Consider the following 16,722-nt stretch of genomic DNA (forward strand, 5'->3'; position numbering starts at 1 on the left):
TCAAAGCCGAACCAATTTTCAGGCCGGCCGGACGTCACCTCAGGTGACGACGATGCCGCCGTCCTTCACCTGGATCGGGTACTCCTGCAGCGGCGTGTCCGCCGGGCCCTTCGCCACCGACCCGTCCGTGATCTTGAACTCGCTGCCGTGGCACGGGCAGTGGATGATCCCGTTCCGGACGCTGCCGACCGTGCAGCCCTGGTGGGTGCACACCGCGGTGAACGCCTTGAACTCGCCCTGGGCGGGCTGGGTCACCACGACCTTCTCGTCCCCGTAGACCTTGCCGCCGCCGACGGGCACGTCCGCGGTCTTCGCGATCTGCTTGCCCTTGAGGTCCTGGGCGGACTTCGCCCCGCCGCTCCCGCCGCATCCGGCGATCACGGTGGCGCCGACGGCCCCGGCGCCGCCGCACAGCACGGCGCGCCGCCCGATCCCCCCGTCCCCGGCCGCCCGGGGCATCACGTTCTCTCCCATGGACTCCATCTTGGTGGACGGCCCCGGGCGCCGCGCACCGGCCCCTCGGCGGCTAGCCGAGGATCCGCTTGAGGAACTGGCCGGTGTGGCTGGCCTCGACCCCGGCGACGTCCTCGGGCGTGCCGGTCGCGACGACCGTGCCGCCGCGCGAGCCGCCCTCGGGGCCCATGTCGATGATCCAGTCGGCGGTCTTGATGACGTCGAGGTTGTGCTCGATGACGAGGACCGTGTTGCCCTTGTCGACCAGCCCGTTCAGGACGCCGAGGAGCTTGCGGATGTCCTCGAAGTGCAGGCCGGTGGTCGGCTCGTCCAGCACGTAGATGGTGCGGCCGGTGGAGCGCTTCTGCAGCTCCGAGGCCAGCTTGACGCGCTGCGCCTCGCCGCCGGACAGCGTCGGGGCGGGCTGGCCCAGCCGGACGTAGCCGAGGCCGACGTCGTTGAGCGTCTTCAGGTGCCGGTGGATCGCCTTGATCGGCTCGAAGAACTCGGTGGCCTGCTCGATCGGCATGTCGAGCACCTCGGAGATCGTCTTGCCCTTGTAGTGGACCTCCAGGGTCTCCCGGTTGTAGCGGGCGCCGTGGCAGACCTCGCACGGGACGTAGACGTCCGGCAGGAAGTTCATCTCGATCTTGATGGTGCCGTCGCCGGAGCAGTTCTCGCAGCGGCCGCCCTTGACGTTGAAGGAGAACCGGCCCGGCTGGTAGCCGCGGACCTTCGCCTCGGTGGTCTGCGCGAACAGCTTGCGGATGTGGTCGAACACGCCGGTGTAGGTCGCCGGGTTGGAGCGCGGCGTGCGCCCGATCGGCGACTGGTCGACGTGGACGACCTTGTCGAGCTGGTCGACGCCGTTGACCCGCTTGTGCTTGCCGGGGACGGTCTTCGCCCCGTTCAGCTTCTTGGCGAGGGAGTTGTACAGGATGTCGTTGACCAGCGTCGACTTGCCCGACCCCGACACGCCGGTCACGGCGGTGAGGACGCCGAGCGGGAACGCCACGTCGACGTTCCGCAGGTTGTTCTGCTGGGCGCCCTTGACGGTGATCTCGCGGCCCTTCGTGCGCGGCCGGCGGATCTGCGGGACGGCGATCTCGCGCCGCCCGTCCAGGTAGGCGCCGGTCAGCGACCGCTCGGACTTCTTCAGGTCCTCGACGGTGCCGGACACGACGATCTCGCCGCCGTGCTCGCCCGCGCGGGGGCCGATGTCGACGATCCAGTCGGCGGCGGCGATGGTGTCCTCGTCGTGCTCGACGACGATCAGCGTGTTGCCCATGTCGCGGAGCCGGATCAGCGTCTCCAGCAGCCGGTGGTTGTCGCGCTGGTGCAGGCCGATGGACGGCTCGTCCAGCACGTACAGGACGCCGACCAGGCCGGAGCCGATCTGCGTCGCGAGCCGGATGCGCTGCGCCTCCCCGCCCGCGAGCGTCGCGGACGCCCGGTCGAGCGTGAGGTAGTCGAGGCCGACGTCCAGCAGGAACCCGAGCCGGGCGTTGATCTCCTTGAGGACGCGCTCGGCGATGTGGGTCTCGCGCTCGTTCAGCTCCATCGCGAGGAGGAACTTGGCGGCCTCGCCGATCGGCATGGCGGCGACCTCGGCGATCGACCTGCCGCCCATGGTGACGGCCAGCACGACCGGCTTGAGCCGGGCGCCCTCGCAGGTCGGGCACGGGATCTCCCGCATGTAGCCCTCGAACCGCTCCCGGCTGGAGTCGCTCTCGGACTCGGCGTGCCGCCGCTGGATGTAGGGGATCACGCCCTCGTAGGCGGTGTAGTACGACCTCGTCCGGCCGTAGCGGTTCTTGTACCGCACGTGGACCTGGGTCTCGTGCCCGTTCAGGACGGCCTTGCGCGCCTTGGCGGGCAGCTTGTGCCACGGGGTGTTGAGGTCGAACCCCATGGCGTCGCCCAGCGCGGACAGCAGCCGCAGGAAGTAGTCGCTGACGTGCCCGTTCGACCACGGCTGGATCGCGCCCTCGCCGAGCGTGAGCTCCTCGTCCGGGACAACGAGCTCGGGGTCGACCTCCATGCGCGTCCCCAGCCCGGTGCAGTCGGGGCAGGCGCCATAAGGCGAGTTGAACGAGAACGACCGGGGCTCCAGCTCCTCGAACGACAGGTCGTCGTAGGGGCAGTACAGATGCTCGGAGTACATCCGAGTGCGGTTCTCGTCATCCTCGTCGAGGTCGACGAAGTCGAGGACGATCGTGCCGCCCGCGAGACCCAGCGCGGTCTCCACCGAGTCGGCGAGCCGCTGCCGCGCGGAGTCCTTCACCGAGAGCCGGTCGACCACGACGGAGATGTCGTGCTTCTCCTGCTTCTTGAGCTTGGGCGGCTCGTCCAGCCGGATCATCTGGCCGTCGACGAGGGCCCGCGAGTACCCCTTGGACTGCAGCTCGCGGAACAGCTCCAGGTACTCGCCCTTGCGCCCGCGGATGACGGGCGCGAGCACCTGGAACCGCGTGCCGGGCTCCAGCTCCAGCACCCGGTCGACGATCTGCTGCGGCGCCTGCCGGCTGATCGGCCGGCCGCACTCGGGGCAGTGCGGGTGCCCGATGCGCGCGTACAGCAGCCGCAGGTAGTCGTACACCTCGGTGATCGTCCCGACCGTCGACCGCGGGTTCTTGCTGGTCGACTTCTGGTCGATCGACACCGCCGGGGACAGGCCCTCGATGAAGTCGACGTCGGGCTTGTCCATCTGGCCGAGGAACTGCCGGGCGTACGCCGACAGCGACTCCACGTACCGGCGCTGGCCCTCCGCGAAGATCGTGTCGAACGCCAGGCTGGACTTGCCGGACCCCGACAGACCGGTGAACACGATCATGGAGTCCCGCGGGAGGTCGAGCGAGACGTCCTTCAGGTTGTGCTCGCGTGCTCCACGCACGATGAGTCGGTCATGCACGGTGGTGATCCGGTTCCTCTTCTGGGGCGCGGCGGTGGGGAGAGACACGTCGGTCTCAGGCTAGCCACGGGGTACGACAGAATCCCCCGACTCCATAACGGCGACGGCCGCCGCCGCATTTCATGAAGCCACCCGCCCGTCCCGACCGGTCCGGGCGGCACCCTCGCACCGTACACGTGTTCGAACACCCCCCGCCACCGCAACACCCTCACTCGTCGTCGAGGGCGCGGGTCAGGTAGCGGGCGGCGGAGCGGCGGACGGCGTTCTTGCCGTCGGTGTAGACGATCTTTCGCCACCAGGCGCCGTAGACGCGGTCGAAGTCGTAGGGCTCCAGGAGGCGCAGGGCGCGGCGGACGATGCGGGGGCGTTCCGGGATGTGGTTCGGGTAGCTGTACATGAAGCTCACCCAGTCGCGGTCTTGGACAACCGTCAGGATGTCGCCGGAGAACAGGGCGCGGGCGTCGCGCCAGTGCAGGACCTGGCCGCCGTCGAAGTGGACGCCCGCGTTGATCAGCGTGAGGCCGTCCGCGAGTTCGTGGGTGTCCCCCTCCCAGAAGACGACGGAGTCGTCGGGGCGGGCCACCCACTTGCGGTCGGCCGCGTGGATGTAGACCGGGGCGTCGAAGGCGTGCGCCCACTCGATCATCGAGCCGTAGAAGTGCGGGTGGCTGATCGCGATCGCGGAGACGCCGCCGAGGTCGTTGACCTGGCGGATCAGGTCGTCGTCGATGTGCGTGACCATGTCCCAGAGGACGTTGCCGGACGGGGCGCGCAGCAGCAGGGCGCGCTGGCCGATGGCGGTGGACGGCTCGGTGCCGATCCCGACGACGTCCGGGCCCTCCTCGGCGATCCGGCCGCGGTGGCCGACGCGCAGTTCCTCCAGGGTCGTCCATTTCTGGCCGTCCCAGCCGACGTACTGGCGCTCGTCCTCGCAGATGGGGCAGTCGGGGCGGGGCCCGCCGTACTGGACGCCGCAGGTCGCGCAGATCGGAAAGTCCATGATCACATTGTCTGGCAGCGGACCGGCCGGTGCGACAGGATGGAGGCGCTTTTTCGGCCGAGGAGGGGTCATGGACTGGCGCGACGTGATCGACGAGCTGGACGCGGGCACCGAGCGGATCATCGTGACGCTCGGCAAGCTCACCGAGCAGGACCTGCGCGGCCCGTCGGCGCTGCCGGGATGGAGCCGCGGGCATGTCGCCACCCATGTCGCCCGCAACGCCGACTCCCTCTGGAACCTGCTCGAATGGGCCCGGACCGGGGTGGAGATCCCGCAGTACCCGAGCCTGGAGCGGCGCAACGCCGACCTCGACGCGGGCGCCGGGCGCGACGGCGCCGCGCTGATCGCGGACGTCCGCGCCACGGCCGCGCGGTTCGCCGAGCAGGCCCGCGTCCTGCCGGAGGACGCCTGGAACGCGTCCGTGCGCTCGATGCCCGGCTGGGCGCACCCCGCCTGGTTCACGGTGTTCCGCCGGTGGAACGAGGTGGAGGCGCACCACGTCGACCTCGCCGCCGGGTACGGGCCCGCCGACTGGCCCGAGTCCTACGTCCGGTGGGCGTCGGCGGCGACGCTGGCGGACATGGCGGCACTGCCCGGGGAGCGGCGCGGCGAGCTGGCCGGGTACCGCATCACCGCGACCGACTACGGCGAGTCCGCCGACCTCGGCTGGACGGCGGGCGGCCCGGAGGCGTCCGGGTCCGGGCGGGCGCTGCTCGGCTGGCTGTCGGGCCGCACGGACGGCTCCGGCGTCCACGTCCGCCCGGACGGCCCTCTCCCGGAGCCGCCGCCCTGGCCGCACCGCCCCGCGGGCTTCTAGTCGCCGCCGGCGAGGCGGCGCAGCGCGCCGGCGGAGCGGACGACGATCCCGTTGCGGGTGACGGCCACTTCGTCGCGCAGCGGCTCGGCGGCGAGGATCTGCGCCACCTTGCGGCGCCCCATCCCGGTCCAGCGCGCGAGGTCCTGCTGGGAGATCGGGACCTGGACGTGGACGCCCTCCGCCGTCACGCCGTCCGGCCGCTCCTCCTTGAACGGGGTACCGAACCGCTCGACGAGGCGCAGGAGCCGGGAGGCGAGGCGGCGCTCCGGCTCGTCGGGGAAGTGGGCGGCGCGCAGCTCGTTGGCGTCGCGCAGCCGCTCGGCGAGGACGGCGGCGACGGCCCAGGCCGCCCCGGGCTGGGCGTCCAGGACGCTCCGGAGCCGGGCGGCGGGCAGCACCAGCGCCTCCACGCGGGTCATCGCCTCGACGTTGGCGTGCCGGATCCCGCCGTCGGCCGCCTCGACCTCGCCGACCAGGTCGCCCGCCCCGAGGACGTCGAGGATGGCGATCTCGCCGTCCCGGTCCACCCACACCCTCACCGCGCCGGCGCGCACCACGAAGACCTGGGACGCGCGGGTGTGCTCGCGCATCAGGAACGCGCCCGGCCTGATCACCACGGGGGCGCCGGCCCCGCGCAGCGCCTCCCGGGCGCGCGGGCTCAGCGCGTCCCAGAACCGGGTGGCCGCCATCTCGCCTCCTCACCGAACCCGGCCCGGGCGGCGGCCCGCGACCCTCGGACGATCACCGTCCAGTGAACGCTGCGCTCCGTCGGCGGAGTAGGCCGTTCGTCACATGTCGAGTGATCTCTCCGATTCAAGCAGGTTGTCGAGGGCGCGGACGCGCCGGACGCAGTCGGCCGCCGCGGCCCGGTCGCCGAGCGCGAGGTGCGAGGCGCCCAGCAGCTCCAGGGCCTGCCGCAGCCCGCGCCGGTCGTCCATGTCGCGGCGGATGGCGATCTCGGCGTCGACGTGCTCCACCGCGCGGGCGTGCTTGCCGAGCAGCTGGGACGCGCGGGCCATCGTGTGCAGTGCGTGCGCCTGCTCGCGCGCGGCGCCCAGCTCGGCGGCGAGGTCGAGGGCGCGCCGGCCGGTCTCCAGGGCCTCGTCGGCGCGGCCCAGGTCGAGGTGGATGGCGGCGAGGTGGACCAGGCCGGTGGCCTCGCTGTGCCGGTCGCCGACCTCGCCGAGGAAGCGCAGCGCCTCCAGCTCCTCCGCGAGGGCCTCCTCGGGGCGCCCCGCGCGGCGCAGCACGGCGGCGAGGGTGTCCAGGCCGACGCCGAGGCCGTACCAGTCGCCGCCCGACCTGCGCAGGTGCAGCGCCTGCCGGGCCGCGTGCTCGGCCTCCACGGGCAACCCGAGCCAGGAGTAGGTGCGGGCGAGGCTGCCGAGCGTCCCGGCCATGCCGCTGCGGGCGCCGAGCTGGTGCCACAGGTCCAGGGCCTCCAGGCCGAGGACGAGCGCCTCCTGCGGGCGGCCGAGGCGGCGCATCACGACCGACAGGTGCTCCAGGTCGTGGGCCTCGCCGTGCTGGTCGCCGATCTCGCGGCGGATCTCCAGCGCGCGCAGCAGGTGCTCGCGCGCCTCCCGGTAGCGGCCGAGCCGCCAGTGGACGATCCCGATCTGCGCGAGCGCCTCGGACTCGCCGTGCCGGTCGCTGGTGTCGCGGTGCAGCCGCAGCGCCTCGCCGCAGTAGGTGAACGCCTCGGCGAACTTGCTGGACTCGCACATCAGCATCCCGAGCGTGGTCAGCGCGCGCGCCTCCCCGTGGCGTCCGCCCAGGGCCCGGTAGGTGCGGAGCGCCTGCTCGGCGTCCTGCTGGGCGAGGTCGCGCAGGCCGAGCGCGGCGTTCATCCGGGCGAGCTCCGTCATCGCCTGGGCGGCCCCGTGCATGTCGGCGAGCTCCTGCCGGATCGACAGCGCCTCCAGGGCGTGCGTCACCGCCTCGTGGACGTTCCCCTGCCGGCGGTGCACGCCGGCGACGGTGATCAGCGTCTCGGCCACGCCCGCCTGGTCCTCGATCCGGCGCCGGGCGGTGAGCGCCTCGGCGGCGTGGACCAGGGCGGTCTCGTAGTCGCCGAGGCCGAGGTGGGCGCGGGCGAGGGTGCTGCGGCTCTTGGCCACGCCGGCCTCGTCCCCCAGTTCCTCGTGGATGTCCATGGAGCGCCGCGCGTGGTCGATCGCCGTCATGTAGCGGCCGAGGACGACGTGGACGTCGGCGAGCGTCGCGAACGTCACCGCCTCCCCGTACCGGTCGGGCGGGTCGACGGCCCGGAACCCGCGCCGCGCGTCCTCCCCGTAGCCGATGGCCTGGACCGAGTCGCCCAGCTCGAAGTGCGCCACCGCGAGGTTGTGCAGCATCACGGCCGCCGCCGCCCAGTCCTCCTCGGTGCGGGCGGCGTGCAGGCCCGCCTGCTGGACGGCGATGTTGTCCTCGCTGTAGCGGCGGAACCCCTGGAAGTCGAACAGCGCGTCGGCGAGTTCCCAGCAGGTGCGGTGCAGGCCGAGCCGGGCGGCCTGGTGGACGGCGGCGACGAGGTTGCGCCGCTCGGCCTCGAACCAGGCGAGGGCCGCCGCGCGCTCGGCCGCCGACGGGCGGCCGCGGGTCTCGCCCCGGTGGGCGGTGGGCCGGGGCCGGCCCGGCAGCGCGGCGCCCGCCTCGCGGGCCTCGGCGAGGTAGCCGGCCAGCAGCCGGCGCTGCGCCGCCTGCAGCTCGCCGTCGGAGTCCTCCCCGAGGCCGCGCTCGCGGGCGAACTCGCGGAGCAGGTCGTGCATCCGGTAGCGGTCCGGGCCGACGTCCTGCACCAGGTACGCCTGCCGCAGGCCCTCCAGGCCCTCGCGGGCCTCGTCCACCGTGCGGTCCTGGAGCGCGGCGAGCGCGGCGGGCGTGAAGTCGGGGCCGGCGACCAGGCCGAGCCGGCGGAACGCCTCCCGCTGGTCGCGGCGCAGGCTCCGGTAGGCCACGTCGAACGTCGGGTCGACGACGGCGCTCAGCCCCGGCGCGGGCGTCCCGTGCGCCGCGCCGCCGGGCGCGTCCCGGGCGGCCAGCTCCCGGACGGTCCCGGCGATCGACTCGCCGGGGTTCTCGGCCAGCCGCCCGGCCATGACGCCGAGCGCGAGCGGCAGGTGCCCGCACTCGCGGGCGAGCCGCACGATGGCCTTCTCCTCGTCCCGGACGCGGGCGTCGCCCGGCCCGAGGACGCCCGCGATGAGGTCGACGGCCTCCTGCGTCGCCATCTCGCGCAGCTCCAGCGTCCGCACGTCGGCGCCTTCGAGCAGCGCGGGCAGCCGCCGCCGGCTCGTCACCACCACCAGCCCGGACGCCACCGCCGCCAGCAGCGGGCGGACCTGCTCGGGCTGGACGGCGTTGTCGAGGATCAGCAGCATCCGGCGGCCGCCGAGCAGCGACCGGCACTGCGCGGCGAGCTCGTCCTCGGTGCGCGGCAGCTGGTCGCCGGGGACGCCCGCCGCGCGCAGCACCTGCCCCATCGCCTCCGCCGGGGTGACGGGGCTGCGGGTGGTGCCGCGCAGGTCGGCGAACAGGGCGCCGTCGGGGAACCGGTCGGCGACGCGGTGCGCCCAGTGCAGCGCCAGCGTCGTCTTGCCGACGCCCGCCATGCCCTGGACGACGACCGCGCGCGGCCACACCGACTGGCCGACGAGCAGGTCCAGCTTGCTGAGGCTGACCGCGCGGCCGGCGAAGAACGGGTTGTCGGCGGGCAGCCGCGCCGCGGGCGGCCGGCCGCCGGGCGGCTCCAGCCGCACCGGCTCGCGCGCCGCGATCCCGGCGTCCGCCGCGGGGACCGGCTCGGCGGCGGCCGGTCCGGGGGCGGCGCCGGCGGCGGGCCACTCGTCCCCCCAGGGGCTCGCGGCGCGGCGCAGCCGCTCGAGGTCCAGGACGGTCAGCGGGCGGGGCCGCCGGTGCAGGATGCCCTTGGCCCGCCACGACCGGAACCAGCGCACCAGCGTCTCGCGGGAGATGCCCGCCCAGTTCGCCAGCTCCGCCTGGCTGAGCCGCAGCGGGATCAGCGTCTCCTCCGCCGCGCCGGGCTCGCCGAACCGGTGCGCCAGCTCCAGCAGGTGGTAGGCGAGCCGCTGCGGATGGTCGGCCGCCCGCACCGCGTGCCGCCGGCCGCCGAAGGTCTCCCGCTCGGAGATCGCGTGCATCATCGCCTCGGCGACCCGCGGGGACGCCGCGAGGAGGCGGCGGAAGGTGGCGCGGTCGACCCGCAGCGCCGCGACGTGGTCGAGGGCGGCGACGGTGCCGCGCTGCGGGTGCCCCCACGGGCCGAGCAGGCCGACCAGGTCGCCCGGCCCGAACAGGTCGATGATCGACTCGTCGCCGTCGCTGGAGTCGACGAACTCCTTGGCGACCGCGTTGCTGGCCGCGCGCGGCGACGCCTTGAACACCACGTACACGGCCGGCGCGACCGACCCCTGGTGGCACAGCATGCCGCCGGGCGGGATGTCGGTGCGCCGGCCCATGGCGCGCAGCGCCTGCCGGTCGGTGGGGGCCAGCCGGTCCCAGAAGCTGCCCGGCCGGACGTCCGGCAGGTGGTCGCCCGACGGCGCGTCGATCGGTACGGGGTCGATCAATCCGGTCACCCTCCAGCCATCGCCGCCGCCAGCGTCCAGAACAGGAACAGCACCGAGGTGGCCGCCGCCCACGCGACGGCCTGCCAGGACAGCTCCCCGCAGCGGTGCGCCGCCGACAGCAGCCGGCGCAGCTCCGCGTCGCGGACCCGGTCGTCCAGCGCGACCGCCGACGCGAACGGCGTCCACGGCACGCCGGGGTCGAGCGGCGAGCCGGTGCGGCCGCGCACCTCGCCGAGGACCGCGACCAGCGTCCGGCGGGACCGGACCGCGTAGCCGGCCGAGACCGCGAACGACCCGGCGAGCACCGGCAGCAGCGCCAGCGCGGGAAGGCCGGGCAGGCCGGCCGCCAGCCGGGACACGGTCCCGGCCAGCACGAGGGCGAGGAACACCGCGGCGATCGCGGAGTCCCGGCCGCAGAGCCGGACCAGTGCGCAGGCGTGCCCGAGGAGGTCCTCCGGCTGCTCGCGGCCCGGTCCGGGACGGAATGCGGTTACCAACGCTTCACCGTCCTCACGGGTCGAACCTGATCTTCCAGTTCCCATGCTGCACTGGCAAGGAGGGAAGTTCCGTCCGTAAGCGCACGCTTTGGGTGAGTCCGGTGACTCATTCTCCCGGCGGGATCCGGCGGCCCCCGGTCGCGCGATGATGGAAGATGGTCTCCGCACCACCGACGGGGAGGACTCCATGACCTACACCGGGAACGTCGAGACCGGCGGGCGTCCCGACGTCCGGGAGCTGCCGGGGCTGACGGTCACGAAGGTGAGCGTCGGCCCGTACGACAACAACGCCTACATCCTGCGCTGCACCGCGACGGGCGAGCGGCTGCTCATCGACGCGGCGAACGAGGCGTCCAGGCTGCTGGAGCTGATCGGCGACGGCCCGCTCACGCGCATCGTCACCACGCACCGCCACCAGGACCACTGGATGGCGCTGAGCGAGGTGGTGCGCGCCACCGGCGCCCCCGTCATCGCGCACACCCGCGACGCCGAGGCGCTGCCCGAGCCGGTCGCCGAGCAGGTCGAGCACGGCGACACGGTCTCCTTCGGCCAGGTGTCCCTCGACGTCGTCCATCTGCGCGGCCACACACCCGGCTCGATCGCGCTGCTGTACGACGCCGGCGGCGACCTCGCGGACCGGCCGCACCTGTTCACCGGCGACAGCCTCTTCCCCGGCGGCGTCGGCAACACCTGGGGCGACGCGTCCCGCTTCAAGCAGCTCCTCGCCGACGTGGAGGAGCGTGTCTTCGACCGCCTCCCCGACGCCACCTGGTTCTATCCGGGCCACGGCAAGGACTCCACGCTCGGCCGCGAGCGCCCGTCCCTCCCGGAGTGGCGCGAACGGGGCTGGTGACTCCCCGCCCCGCCCGGAACAAGTGGTGCGGGGTGTTCGTTGGCCCCAACACCATCGGGCCGACTCCAGGAGACGACCATCCACGAACCCGACGAGGTGGATCCGGGACCCGCCCTGCGCTACCCGGCGGGTTCCCTGGTGCTCGTCGCCGGGCTGCCCGGGGCGGGCAAGAGCACGCTGCTCGACCGGCTCTACGGGCTGCACGGCGACGAGACCGCCCCGGTGCCCGCCGGCGGGGTCCTGGTGATCGACTCCCGGCAGTCCCGCAACTGGTGGGCGCGGTTCCTGCGCCCGCTCCCGCCCCGGCTGCGCACGCCCTTCGTCCACGCCACCCACGTGTGGCGCATCGGGCGCGCGATCCTCGCCGGGCACGCCGTCGTCGCGCACACGCGCGGCACCTGGCCGCACATCCTGCACCTGTTCGCCTGGCTGGCGCGCCGCCGCGGCGGCCGGCTGCACCTGATCCTGCTCGACGTGGCCCCCGAGACCGCCCGCGCCGGCCAGTACGCCCGCGGCCGCACCGTCACCTCCGCCACCTTCAACCGGCACTGCCGCCGCTGGCGCCCCCTGGTCGACCGCGCCCGCGGCGGCGACCCCCTGCCGCCCGCCGCCGGCGTCACGGTCCTCGACCGCACCGCCGCCGACAAGCTCCAGGCGATCCACTTCACCTGACCCCGCGCCCCGTGTGATGCCGGTGCCTCAGGGGGCCGCGCCGCGCGCTCCCGCCGCTCGGCCCCTTCCCGGCTTCGTCGCGGAGACGAGGCGCCCGCGCGGGTGGTCTCGTTGCTCGCGCCCGCGGGTGTTCCGGGGAACAGAAGGATGGGGGCAGGTCAGCGGGGAGGTATATAGGGTCGGGGGAAGATCGAGACGACGAGAGGCGGCAGTATGGCGCAGCAGGTTCGCGGGGTCGTCGCACCCGGCAAGGGGCAGCCGGTGCGGATCGAGACGATCAACGTGCCGGACCCCGGGCCGGGTGAGGCGGTCGTCGACGTCCAGGCGTGCGGGGTCTGCCACACCGACCTGCACTACCGCGAGGGCGGGATCAACGACGAGTTCCCGTTCCTGCTGGGGCACGAGGCCGCCGGGGTGGTCGAGTCGGTCGGCGAGGGGGTCACCGAGGTGGCGCCGGGCGACTTCGTCATCCTGAACTGGCGCGCGGTGTGCGGGCAGTGCCGGGCGTGCCTGCGGGGGCGTCCCTGGTACTGCTTCAACACGCACAACGCCGCGCAGAAGATGACGCTGGAGGACGGCACCGAGTTGTCGCCCGCACTCGGGATCGGGGCCTTCGCCGACAAGACGCTGGTGGCGGCCGGGCAGTGCACGAAGGTCGACCCGGCGGCCAGGCCGGAGGTGGCGGGGCTGCTCGGGTGCGGGGTGATGGCCGGGCTCGGCGCGGCGATCAACACCGGGCAGGTCGGGCGGGGCGACTCGGTCGCGGTGATCGGCTGCGGCGGCGTCGGCGCGGCGGCCGTGCTCGGCGCCCGGCTGGCCGGCGCCGCGACGATCATCGCGGTGGACCTGGACGAGCGCAAGCTCACCACCGCGTCCGCCCTCGGCGCGACGCACACGGTGAACGGCGGGGACAAGGACGTCGTCGAGACCGTCCGGGAACTGACCGGCGGGTTCGGCGCCGACGTGGTCGTGGACGCGGTCGGCCGCCCGGAGACCTACGAGCAGGCGTTCTACGCGCGCGACCTCGCCGGCACCGTGGTCCTCGTCGGCGTACCGACGCCGGAGATGAAGCTGGAGCTGCCGCTGCTGGACGTGTTCGGGCGCGGCGGTTCGCTGAAGTCGTCCTGGTACGGCGACTGCCTGCCCTCGCGCGACTTCCCGATGCTCATCGACCTCTACCTGCAGGGCCGCCTGGACCTGGACGCGTTCGTGTCCGAGACCATCGGCCTGGACGACGTGGAGGCGGCGTTCGAGAAGATGCACCACGGCGACGTGCTGCGCTCGGTGGTGATGCTCTGATGGCGGCCCGCATCGACCACGTCGTCACGTCCGGGACGTTCTCGCTGGACGGCGGCACCTGGGACGTCGAAAACAACGTCTGGATCGTCGGCGACGACCACGAGGCGATCGTCATCGACGCCGCGCACGACGCCGACGCGATCGCGGCGGCGGTCGGCGACCGGAGGCTCGCGGCGATCGTGTCCACGCACGGCCACGACGACCACATCGACGCGGCGCCCGCGCTCAGGGCGCGGACGGGCGCGCCGATCCTGCTGCACCCGGACGACCTGATGCTCTGGAAGCAGAAGCACCCGGACGCGAGCCCCGACGGCGACCTCGCCGACGGCCAGGTCATCACGGTGGCGCGGACGGAGCTGACCGTCCTGCACACGCCGGGCCACTCCCCCGGTGCCGTGTGCCTCTACGCGCCCGGCCTGGGGACGGTGTTCTCCGGCGACACGCTGTTCAACGGCGGGCCGGGCGCCACCGGCCGGTCGTTCTCCGACTTCCCGACGATCATCACGTCGATCCGGGAGCGGCTGCTGACGCTGCCGGCGGACACGACCGTCCGCACCGGGCACGGCGAGTCCACGACGATCGGGGCGGAGGCCCCGCACCTCGACGAGTGGATGGCACGCGGGCACTGACCGGGATATCGTCCCCGGTGGCGGACAGGCGTCCCGAGCCGGGAGGGTGCGATGCGACGGGCACCGCTCGCCCTGCCGCTGTGCGGGGCGCTGCTGGGCGGGGCCCTGGCCGGGTGCGGTCAGAGCACCGAGGAGGCGGCGGGATACGTCCCGCCGCCCGCCGTGCCCGCCCCGGCCGTCCCCGCGCCCGCCGCGACGGCGCCGGCGCCCCCGTCGGCATCGGCGCGGCTCCAGCCGCTCGGGCGGGCCGGCGGGTGGCGCGTCACCACCTACTACACGGCCCGTGAGAGCCTCTACGACGGCGAGCGCAAGGCCGTGAAGGGCTGCACGCGGTTCCACTGCTCGCACGGGAAGGCGCCGCTCGGGTCGTACCCGGAGGACTTCCTGAAGGTCGTCCAGATGGAGGGCAGCGGGCGCATCACCGCGGGCCCGCGGCGGGGCCGGTACCTGAACTGGTCGCACAGCGTCGGCTTCTGGCTGGACGACACGACCCGCGACTCGCGGGGCCGCCCGCTGGAGCCGTGGACGTCGGCGGCGGCCGACACGTCGGTCCTCGGGCGGGGCCAGCGGTTCGCGATCGTCGAGTGCGGCAGGGACGGCACCGGCCGCCCCATCGCGAGCACGGTGTGCGAGGCGTTCCGGAAGGCCCGCTGGACGGTCACCGACCTGTTCCGCCCCGGGTACGGGGGCGCGAACCACGCCGACGTCTACATCGGCGAGGAGAAGGGCTCGCGGCTGTCCGGGTCGCCCTTCTACACGACGCTGAACGGCGCCACCCTCGGCCCGCCCTAGGACGGGACGCGCTCGGACGGCCGCGGCATCGCGAGCACCGTGACCTGCGTCCGGCCCCGGAGGGTGACCTCCTCGCCGAGCGACCAGCGGGCGGCCTCCTCCGGGTCGGCCCGCGCGACGAGCGAGCCCGCCGCGAGGACGCGCTCCTCGGTGTTCTTGGCCATGTCGGTGAGGCGCGCGGCCTCGTTGACCGGGTCGCCGATCACGGTGTACTCGAAGCGCTCCTCGGCGCCGATGTGCCCGGCCACCGCCTCGCCCGCGGAGACGCCGACGGCCGCCCGCAGCCCGGGGACGTCGTCGCGCAGCCGGCGGGCCAGCTCGCGGGACGCGGCGAGCGCGCGGCCGGGGGCGCCGTCCAGTGCCAGCGGCGCCCCGAAGATCGCGAGCGCGGCGTCGCCCTCGAACTTGTTGATCCAGCCGCCGTGCGCGCCGATGACCTCGACGACCACGGCGAAGAAGTCGTTCAGCAGCCGGACGACCTCGGCGGGCGGCCGGTCGGCGGCGAGCCGGGTGGAGCCGATGATGTCCACGAAGATCACCGCGACCTCGCGCAGCTCGCCGCCGAGGTCGATGCCGCGCTCGACGGCGACGCGCGCGACGTCCGCGCCGACCTGCCGGCCGAACAGGTCGCGGAGCCGCTCGTGCTCGCGCAGCCCGGCGGCCATGTGGTTGAACCCGGCCTGCAGCAGCCCGATCTCGCTGGCGTCGTAGACGGGGACCTCGACGTCCAGGTCGCCGCGCTGCACGCGGGCCAGCCCGCGCCGGACGGACTCGACCGGGTCGGCGATGGCGCGGGCGGCGGTGTAGGTGACGCCGAGGCCGACGACCAGCGCGATGCCGCCGAGCGCGAGCACCGCGATCGCGAAGTCCCGCACGGTGATCCGGGCGATGACGAAGGAGCCGATGGCGAGGGTGATCAGCCCGAGGATCGGCACGGCGGTGCCGAGCCCCCAGGCGAGCACGGAGCGGGCGACGACGCCGGGCAGGCCGGTGCGGGTCGGCAGCTCGCTGCGCAGCGCGGTGGTGACGGCGCGGCGCAGCAGCCGCTCGGTGAGCAGGTAGACGATCGTGCAGGTGGTGAGGCCGCCGAGCAGGCTGGTCAGCCCGAGCTTGACGGCGAGGAGGCCGGAGAAGGGGGCGTTGATGACGACCCAGCCGATCGTCCCGATGGCCCACAGCGTCAGGTGCAGGGCCATCAGCCGCAGCGGCCCGTACAGCAGCAGGGCGCGCTCGTGCCGGTCGGGCTCCCCGTGCCGCTCGGCGAGGCGCCGGACGCGGCGGAAGAACCGCTCGCCGAGCAGCAGGCCGACGGGCACGGCGGCGGACACGTAGGCGGTGAAGACGATGAGGTTGATGAGCTGGAGCCGGTCGGAGACGTGCCCGACCGGGTCGGGGACGACGACCGCGAACACGAGCACGACGAGCGCGCCGCCGAGGTTGGCGAGGCCGGTGGCGATGGTCACGAGGATCCGGGCCCGGCGGGCGATCCGCGCCCGCGAGTCGCCGGGGGCGCCGTCGATGAGGCGCCACAGCGGACCGAGAAGGCTCCGCCTGGGCCGCGGGGCAGGCTCCGCCTTTTCGGTCTCCATGAGCGTGCAGGTTATCCGGTCGAATCCCCGGCGGCCCCACCCCGGCCGCGCGGCCTCGGGGCGTGATCGCTCACTCAGGTGCGAATCGGGTCGAGGAGGCGGTGCGGGGACCGCAGCACCGCGCTGACCGGATCGGTGCGGCGCCGGACGCCCGGCCCGGCGTGGATCTCCAGTTCCTCCGGCGCGACCGTCCGGCCGCAGGCGGCGCACAGCCCGTCCGGGCCGACGCGGGTGCCGCAGTCGGCGTGCAGGAACAGGCGGCACGGCTCGGCGGACAGGTGCTCCTCGGCCCAGCGGGCGAGCGTGTGGACGACGGGCCACAGCTCCTTGCCCATCTCGGTGAGGACGTAGTCGTGGCCGTCCTTGTCCAGGACGCCGGTCTCGACGAGGGACTGGAGCCGCGCCGACAGCACCGCGCGCGGGATGTCCAGGTGGACGTGGAAGTCGCTGAAGCGGCGGACGCCGTAGAAGGCGTCCCGCACGATCAGCATCGTCCAGCGCTCCCCCACGACCTCCAGCGCGCGGGCGAGCGAGCAGTCCTGCGCCGCGTAGTCCTTGCCGAGTGCCATGCGTCCCACAGTACCCGCCACGGGGTTCAATCATTGAACTCCCCCGTGC

Annotated in this window: 14 protein-coding genes; 6 read left to right on the forward strand and 8 right to left on the reverse strand. The window is 74.0% G+C overall.

Annotated features, from left to right (window positions below; genetic code table 11):
• Nucleotides 1–39: 39 nt before the first annotated feature.
• From ABFX46_RS28510 to ABFX46_RS28520, 3 genes are all read right to left on the reverse strand, one after another.
• The gene (locus ABFX46_RS28510; protein WP_346046807.1) at nt 40–474 is read right to left on the reverse strand and encodes a Rieske (2Fe-2S) protein; all 435 of its coding nucleotides are present in this window, start codon (nt 472–474) and stop codon (nt 40–42) included.
• A 52-nt stretch (nt 475–526) separates the two neighbouring features.
• A complete protein-coding gene (uvrA, locus tag ABFX46_RS28515) occupies nt 527–3,364 on the reverse strand; it encodes an excinuclease ABC subunit UvrA (protein WP_346046809.1) in 2,838 nt (945 codons plus the stop codon).
• A 208-nt stretch (nt 3,365–3,572) separates the two neighbouring features.
• The gene (locus tag ABFX46_RS28520) at nt 3,573–4,364 is read right to left on the reverse strand and encodes an MBL fold metallo-hydrolase (RefSeq protein WP_346046810.1); all 792 of its coding nucleotides are present in this window, start codon (nt 4,362–4,364) and stop codon (nt 3,573–3,575) included.
• A 70-nt stretch (nt 4,365–4,434) separates the two neighbouring features.
• On the opposite strand from ABFX46_RS28520, the gene ABFX46_RS28525 reads away from it, so the two are divergent.
• Complete coding sequence (locus ABFX46_RS28525) at nt 4,435–5,181, forward strand: maleylpyruvate isomerase family mycothiol-dependent enzyme (RefSeq protein WP_346046812.1); 747 nt, start codon at nt 4,435–4,437, stop codon at nt 5,179–5,181.
• On the opposite strand, the gene ABFX46_RS28530 is transcribed toward ABFX46_RS28525, so the two are convergent.
• The 3 genes from ABFX46_RS28530 to ABFX46_RS28540 all read right to left on the reverse strand — a co-directional run bounded on the left by ABFX46_RS28530 (nt 5,178) and on the right by ABFX46_RS28540 (nt 10,270).
• A complete protein-coding gene (locus ABFX46_RS28530; RefSeq protein ID WP_346046814.1) occupies nt 5,178–5,870 on the reverse strand; it encodes a Crp/Fnr family transcriptional regulator in 693 nt (230 codons plus the stop codon). The genes ABFX46_RS28525 and ABFX46_RS28530 overlap by 4 nt on opposite strands.
• Nucleotides 5,871–5,969: 99 nt before the next feature.
• Nucleotides 5,970–9,773 carry a tetratricopeptide repeat protein gene (locus ABFX46_RS28535; protein WP_346046816.1) on the reverse strand — a complete coding sequence of 1,268 codons (3,804 nt, stop codon included), beginning with the start codon at nt 9,771–9,773 and terminating at the stop codon, nt 5,970–5,972.
• A gap of 5 nt (nt 9,774–9,778) precedes the next feature.
• Nucleotides 9,779–10,270 (reverse strand): hypothetical protein, encoded by a 492-nt coding sequence (locus ABFX46_RS28540; RefSeq protein ID WP_346046817.1) that lies wholly within the window; start codon nt 10,268–10,270, stop codon nt 9,779–9,781.
• 187 nt (nt 10,271–10,457) lie between these two features.
• On the opposite strand from ABFX46_RS28540, the gene ABFX46_RS28545 reads away from it, so the two are divergent.
• The 5 genes from ABFX46_RS28545 to ABFX46_RS28565 all read left to right on the forward strand — a co-directional run bounded on the left by ABFX46_RS28545 (nt 10,458) and on the right by ABFX46_RS28565 (nt 14,515).
• Nucleotides 10,458–11,123 carry an MBL fold metallo-hydrolase gene (locus ABFX46_RS28545; RefSeq protein ID WP_346046818.1) on the forward strand — a complete coding sequence of 222 codons (666 nt, stop codon included), beginning with the start codon at nt 10,458–10,460 and terminating at the stop codon, nt 11,121–11,123.
• 96 nt (nt 11,124–11,219) lie between these two features.
• A complete protein-coding gene (locus ABFX46_RS28550) occupies nt 11,220–11,795 on the forward strand; it encodes an AAA family ATPase (RefSeq protein WP_346046820.1) in 576 nt (191 codons plus the stop codon).
• A gap of 213 nt (nt 11,796–12,008) precedes the next feature.
• Nucleotides 12,009–13,094 carry an S-(hydroxymethyl)mycothiol dehydrogenase gene (locus tag ABFX46_RS28555; RefSeq protein WP_346046822.1) on the forward strand — a complete coding sequence of 362 codons (1,086 nt, stop codon included), beginning with the start codon at nt 12,009–12,011 and terminating at the stop codon, nt 13,092–13,094.
• Complete coding sequence (locus ABFX46_RS28560) at nt 13,094–13,723, forward strand: MBL fold metallo-hydrolase (protein ID WP_428831321.1); 630 nt, start codon at nt 13,094–13,096, stop codon at nt 13,721–13,723. The genes ABFX46_RS28555 and ABFX46_RS28560 overlap by 1 nt, the downstream gene beginning before the upstream one ends.
• Nucleotides 13,724–13,774: 51 nt before the next feature.
• On the forward strand, nt 13,775–14,515 hold the full coding sequence (locus ABFX46_RS28565; protein WP_346046824.1) for a hypothetical protein: 741 nt from the start codon (nt 13,775–13,777) through the stop codon (nt 14,513–14,515).
• On the opposite strand, the gene ABFX46_RS28570 is transcribed toward ABFX46_RS28565, so the two are convergent.
• Both ABFX46_RS28570 and ABFX46_RS28575 read right to left on the reverse strand, forming a co-directional pair.
• Nucleotides 14,512–16,104: an adenylate/guanylate cyclase domain-containing protein gene (locus ABFX46_RS28570; RefSeq protein WP_346046826.1), complete on the reverse strand. Its 1,593-nt coding sequence runs from the start codon at nt 16,102–16,104 to the stop codon at nt 14,512–14,514. The two genes, ABFX46_RS28565 and ABFX46_RS28570, sit on opposite strands and share 4 nt — an antisense overlap.
• Nucleotides 16,105–16,178: 74 nt before the next feature.
• Nucleotides 16,179–16,673, reverse strand: coding sequence for a winged helix-turn-helix transcriptional regulator (locus ABFX46_RS28575; protein WP_346046828.1), 495 nt, complete (start codon nt 16,671–16,673; stop codon nt 16,179–16,181).
• Nucleotides 16,674–16,722: the final 49 nt, after the last annotated feature.

It is taken from the genome of Actinomadura chokoriensis, assembly GCF_039529475.1.
Classification (GTDB): Bacteria; Actinomycetota; Actinomycetes; order Streptosporangiales; family Streptosporangiaceae; genus Spirillospora; species Spirillospora bangladeshensis.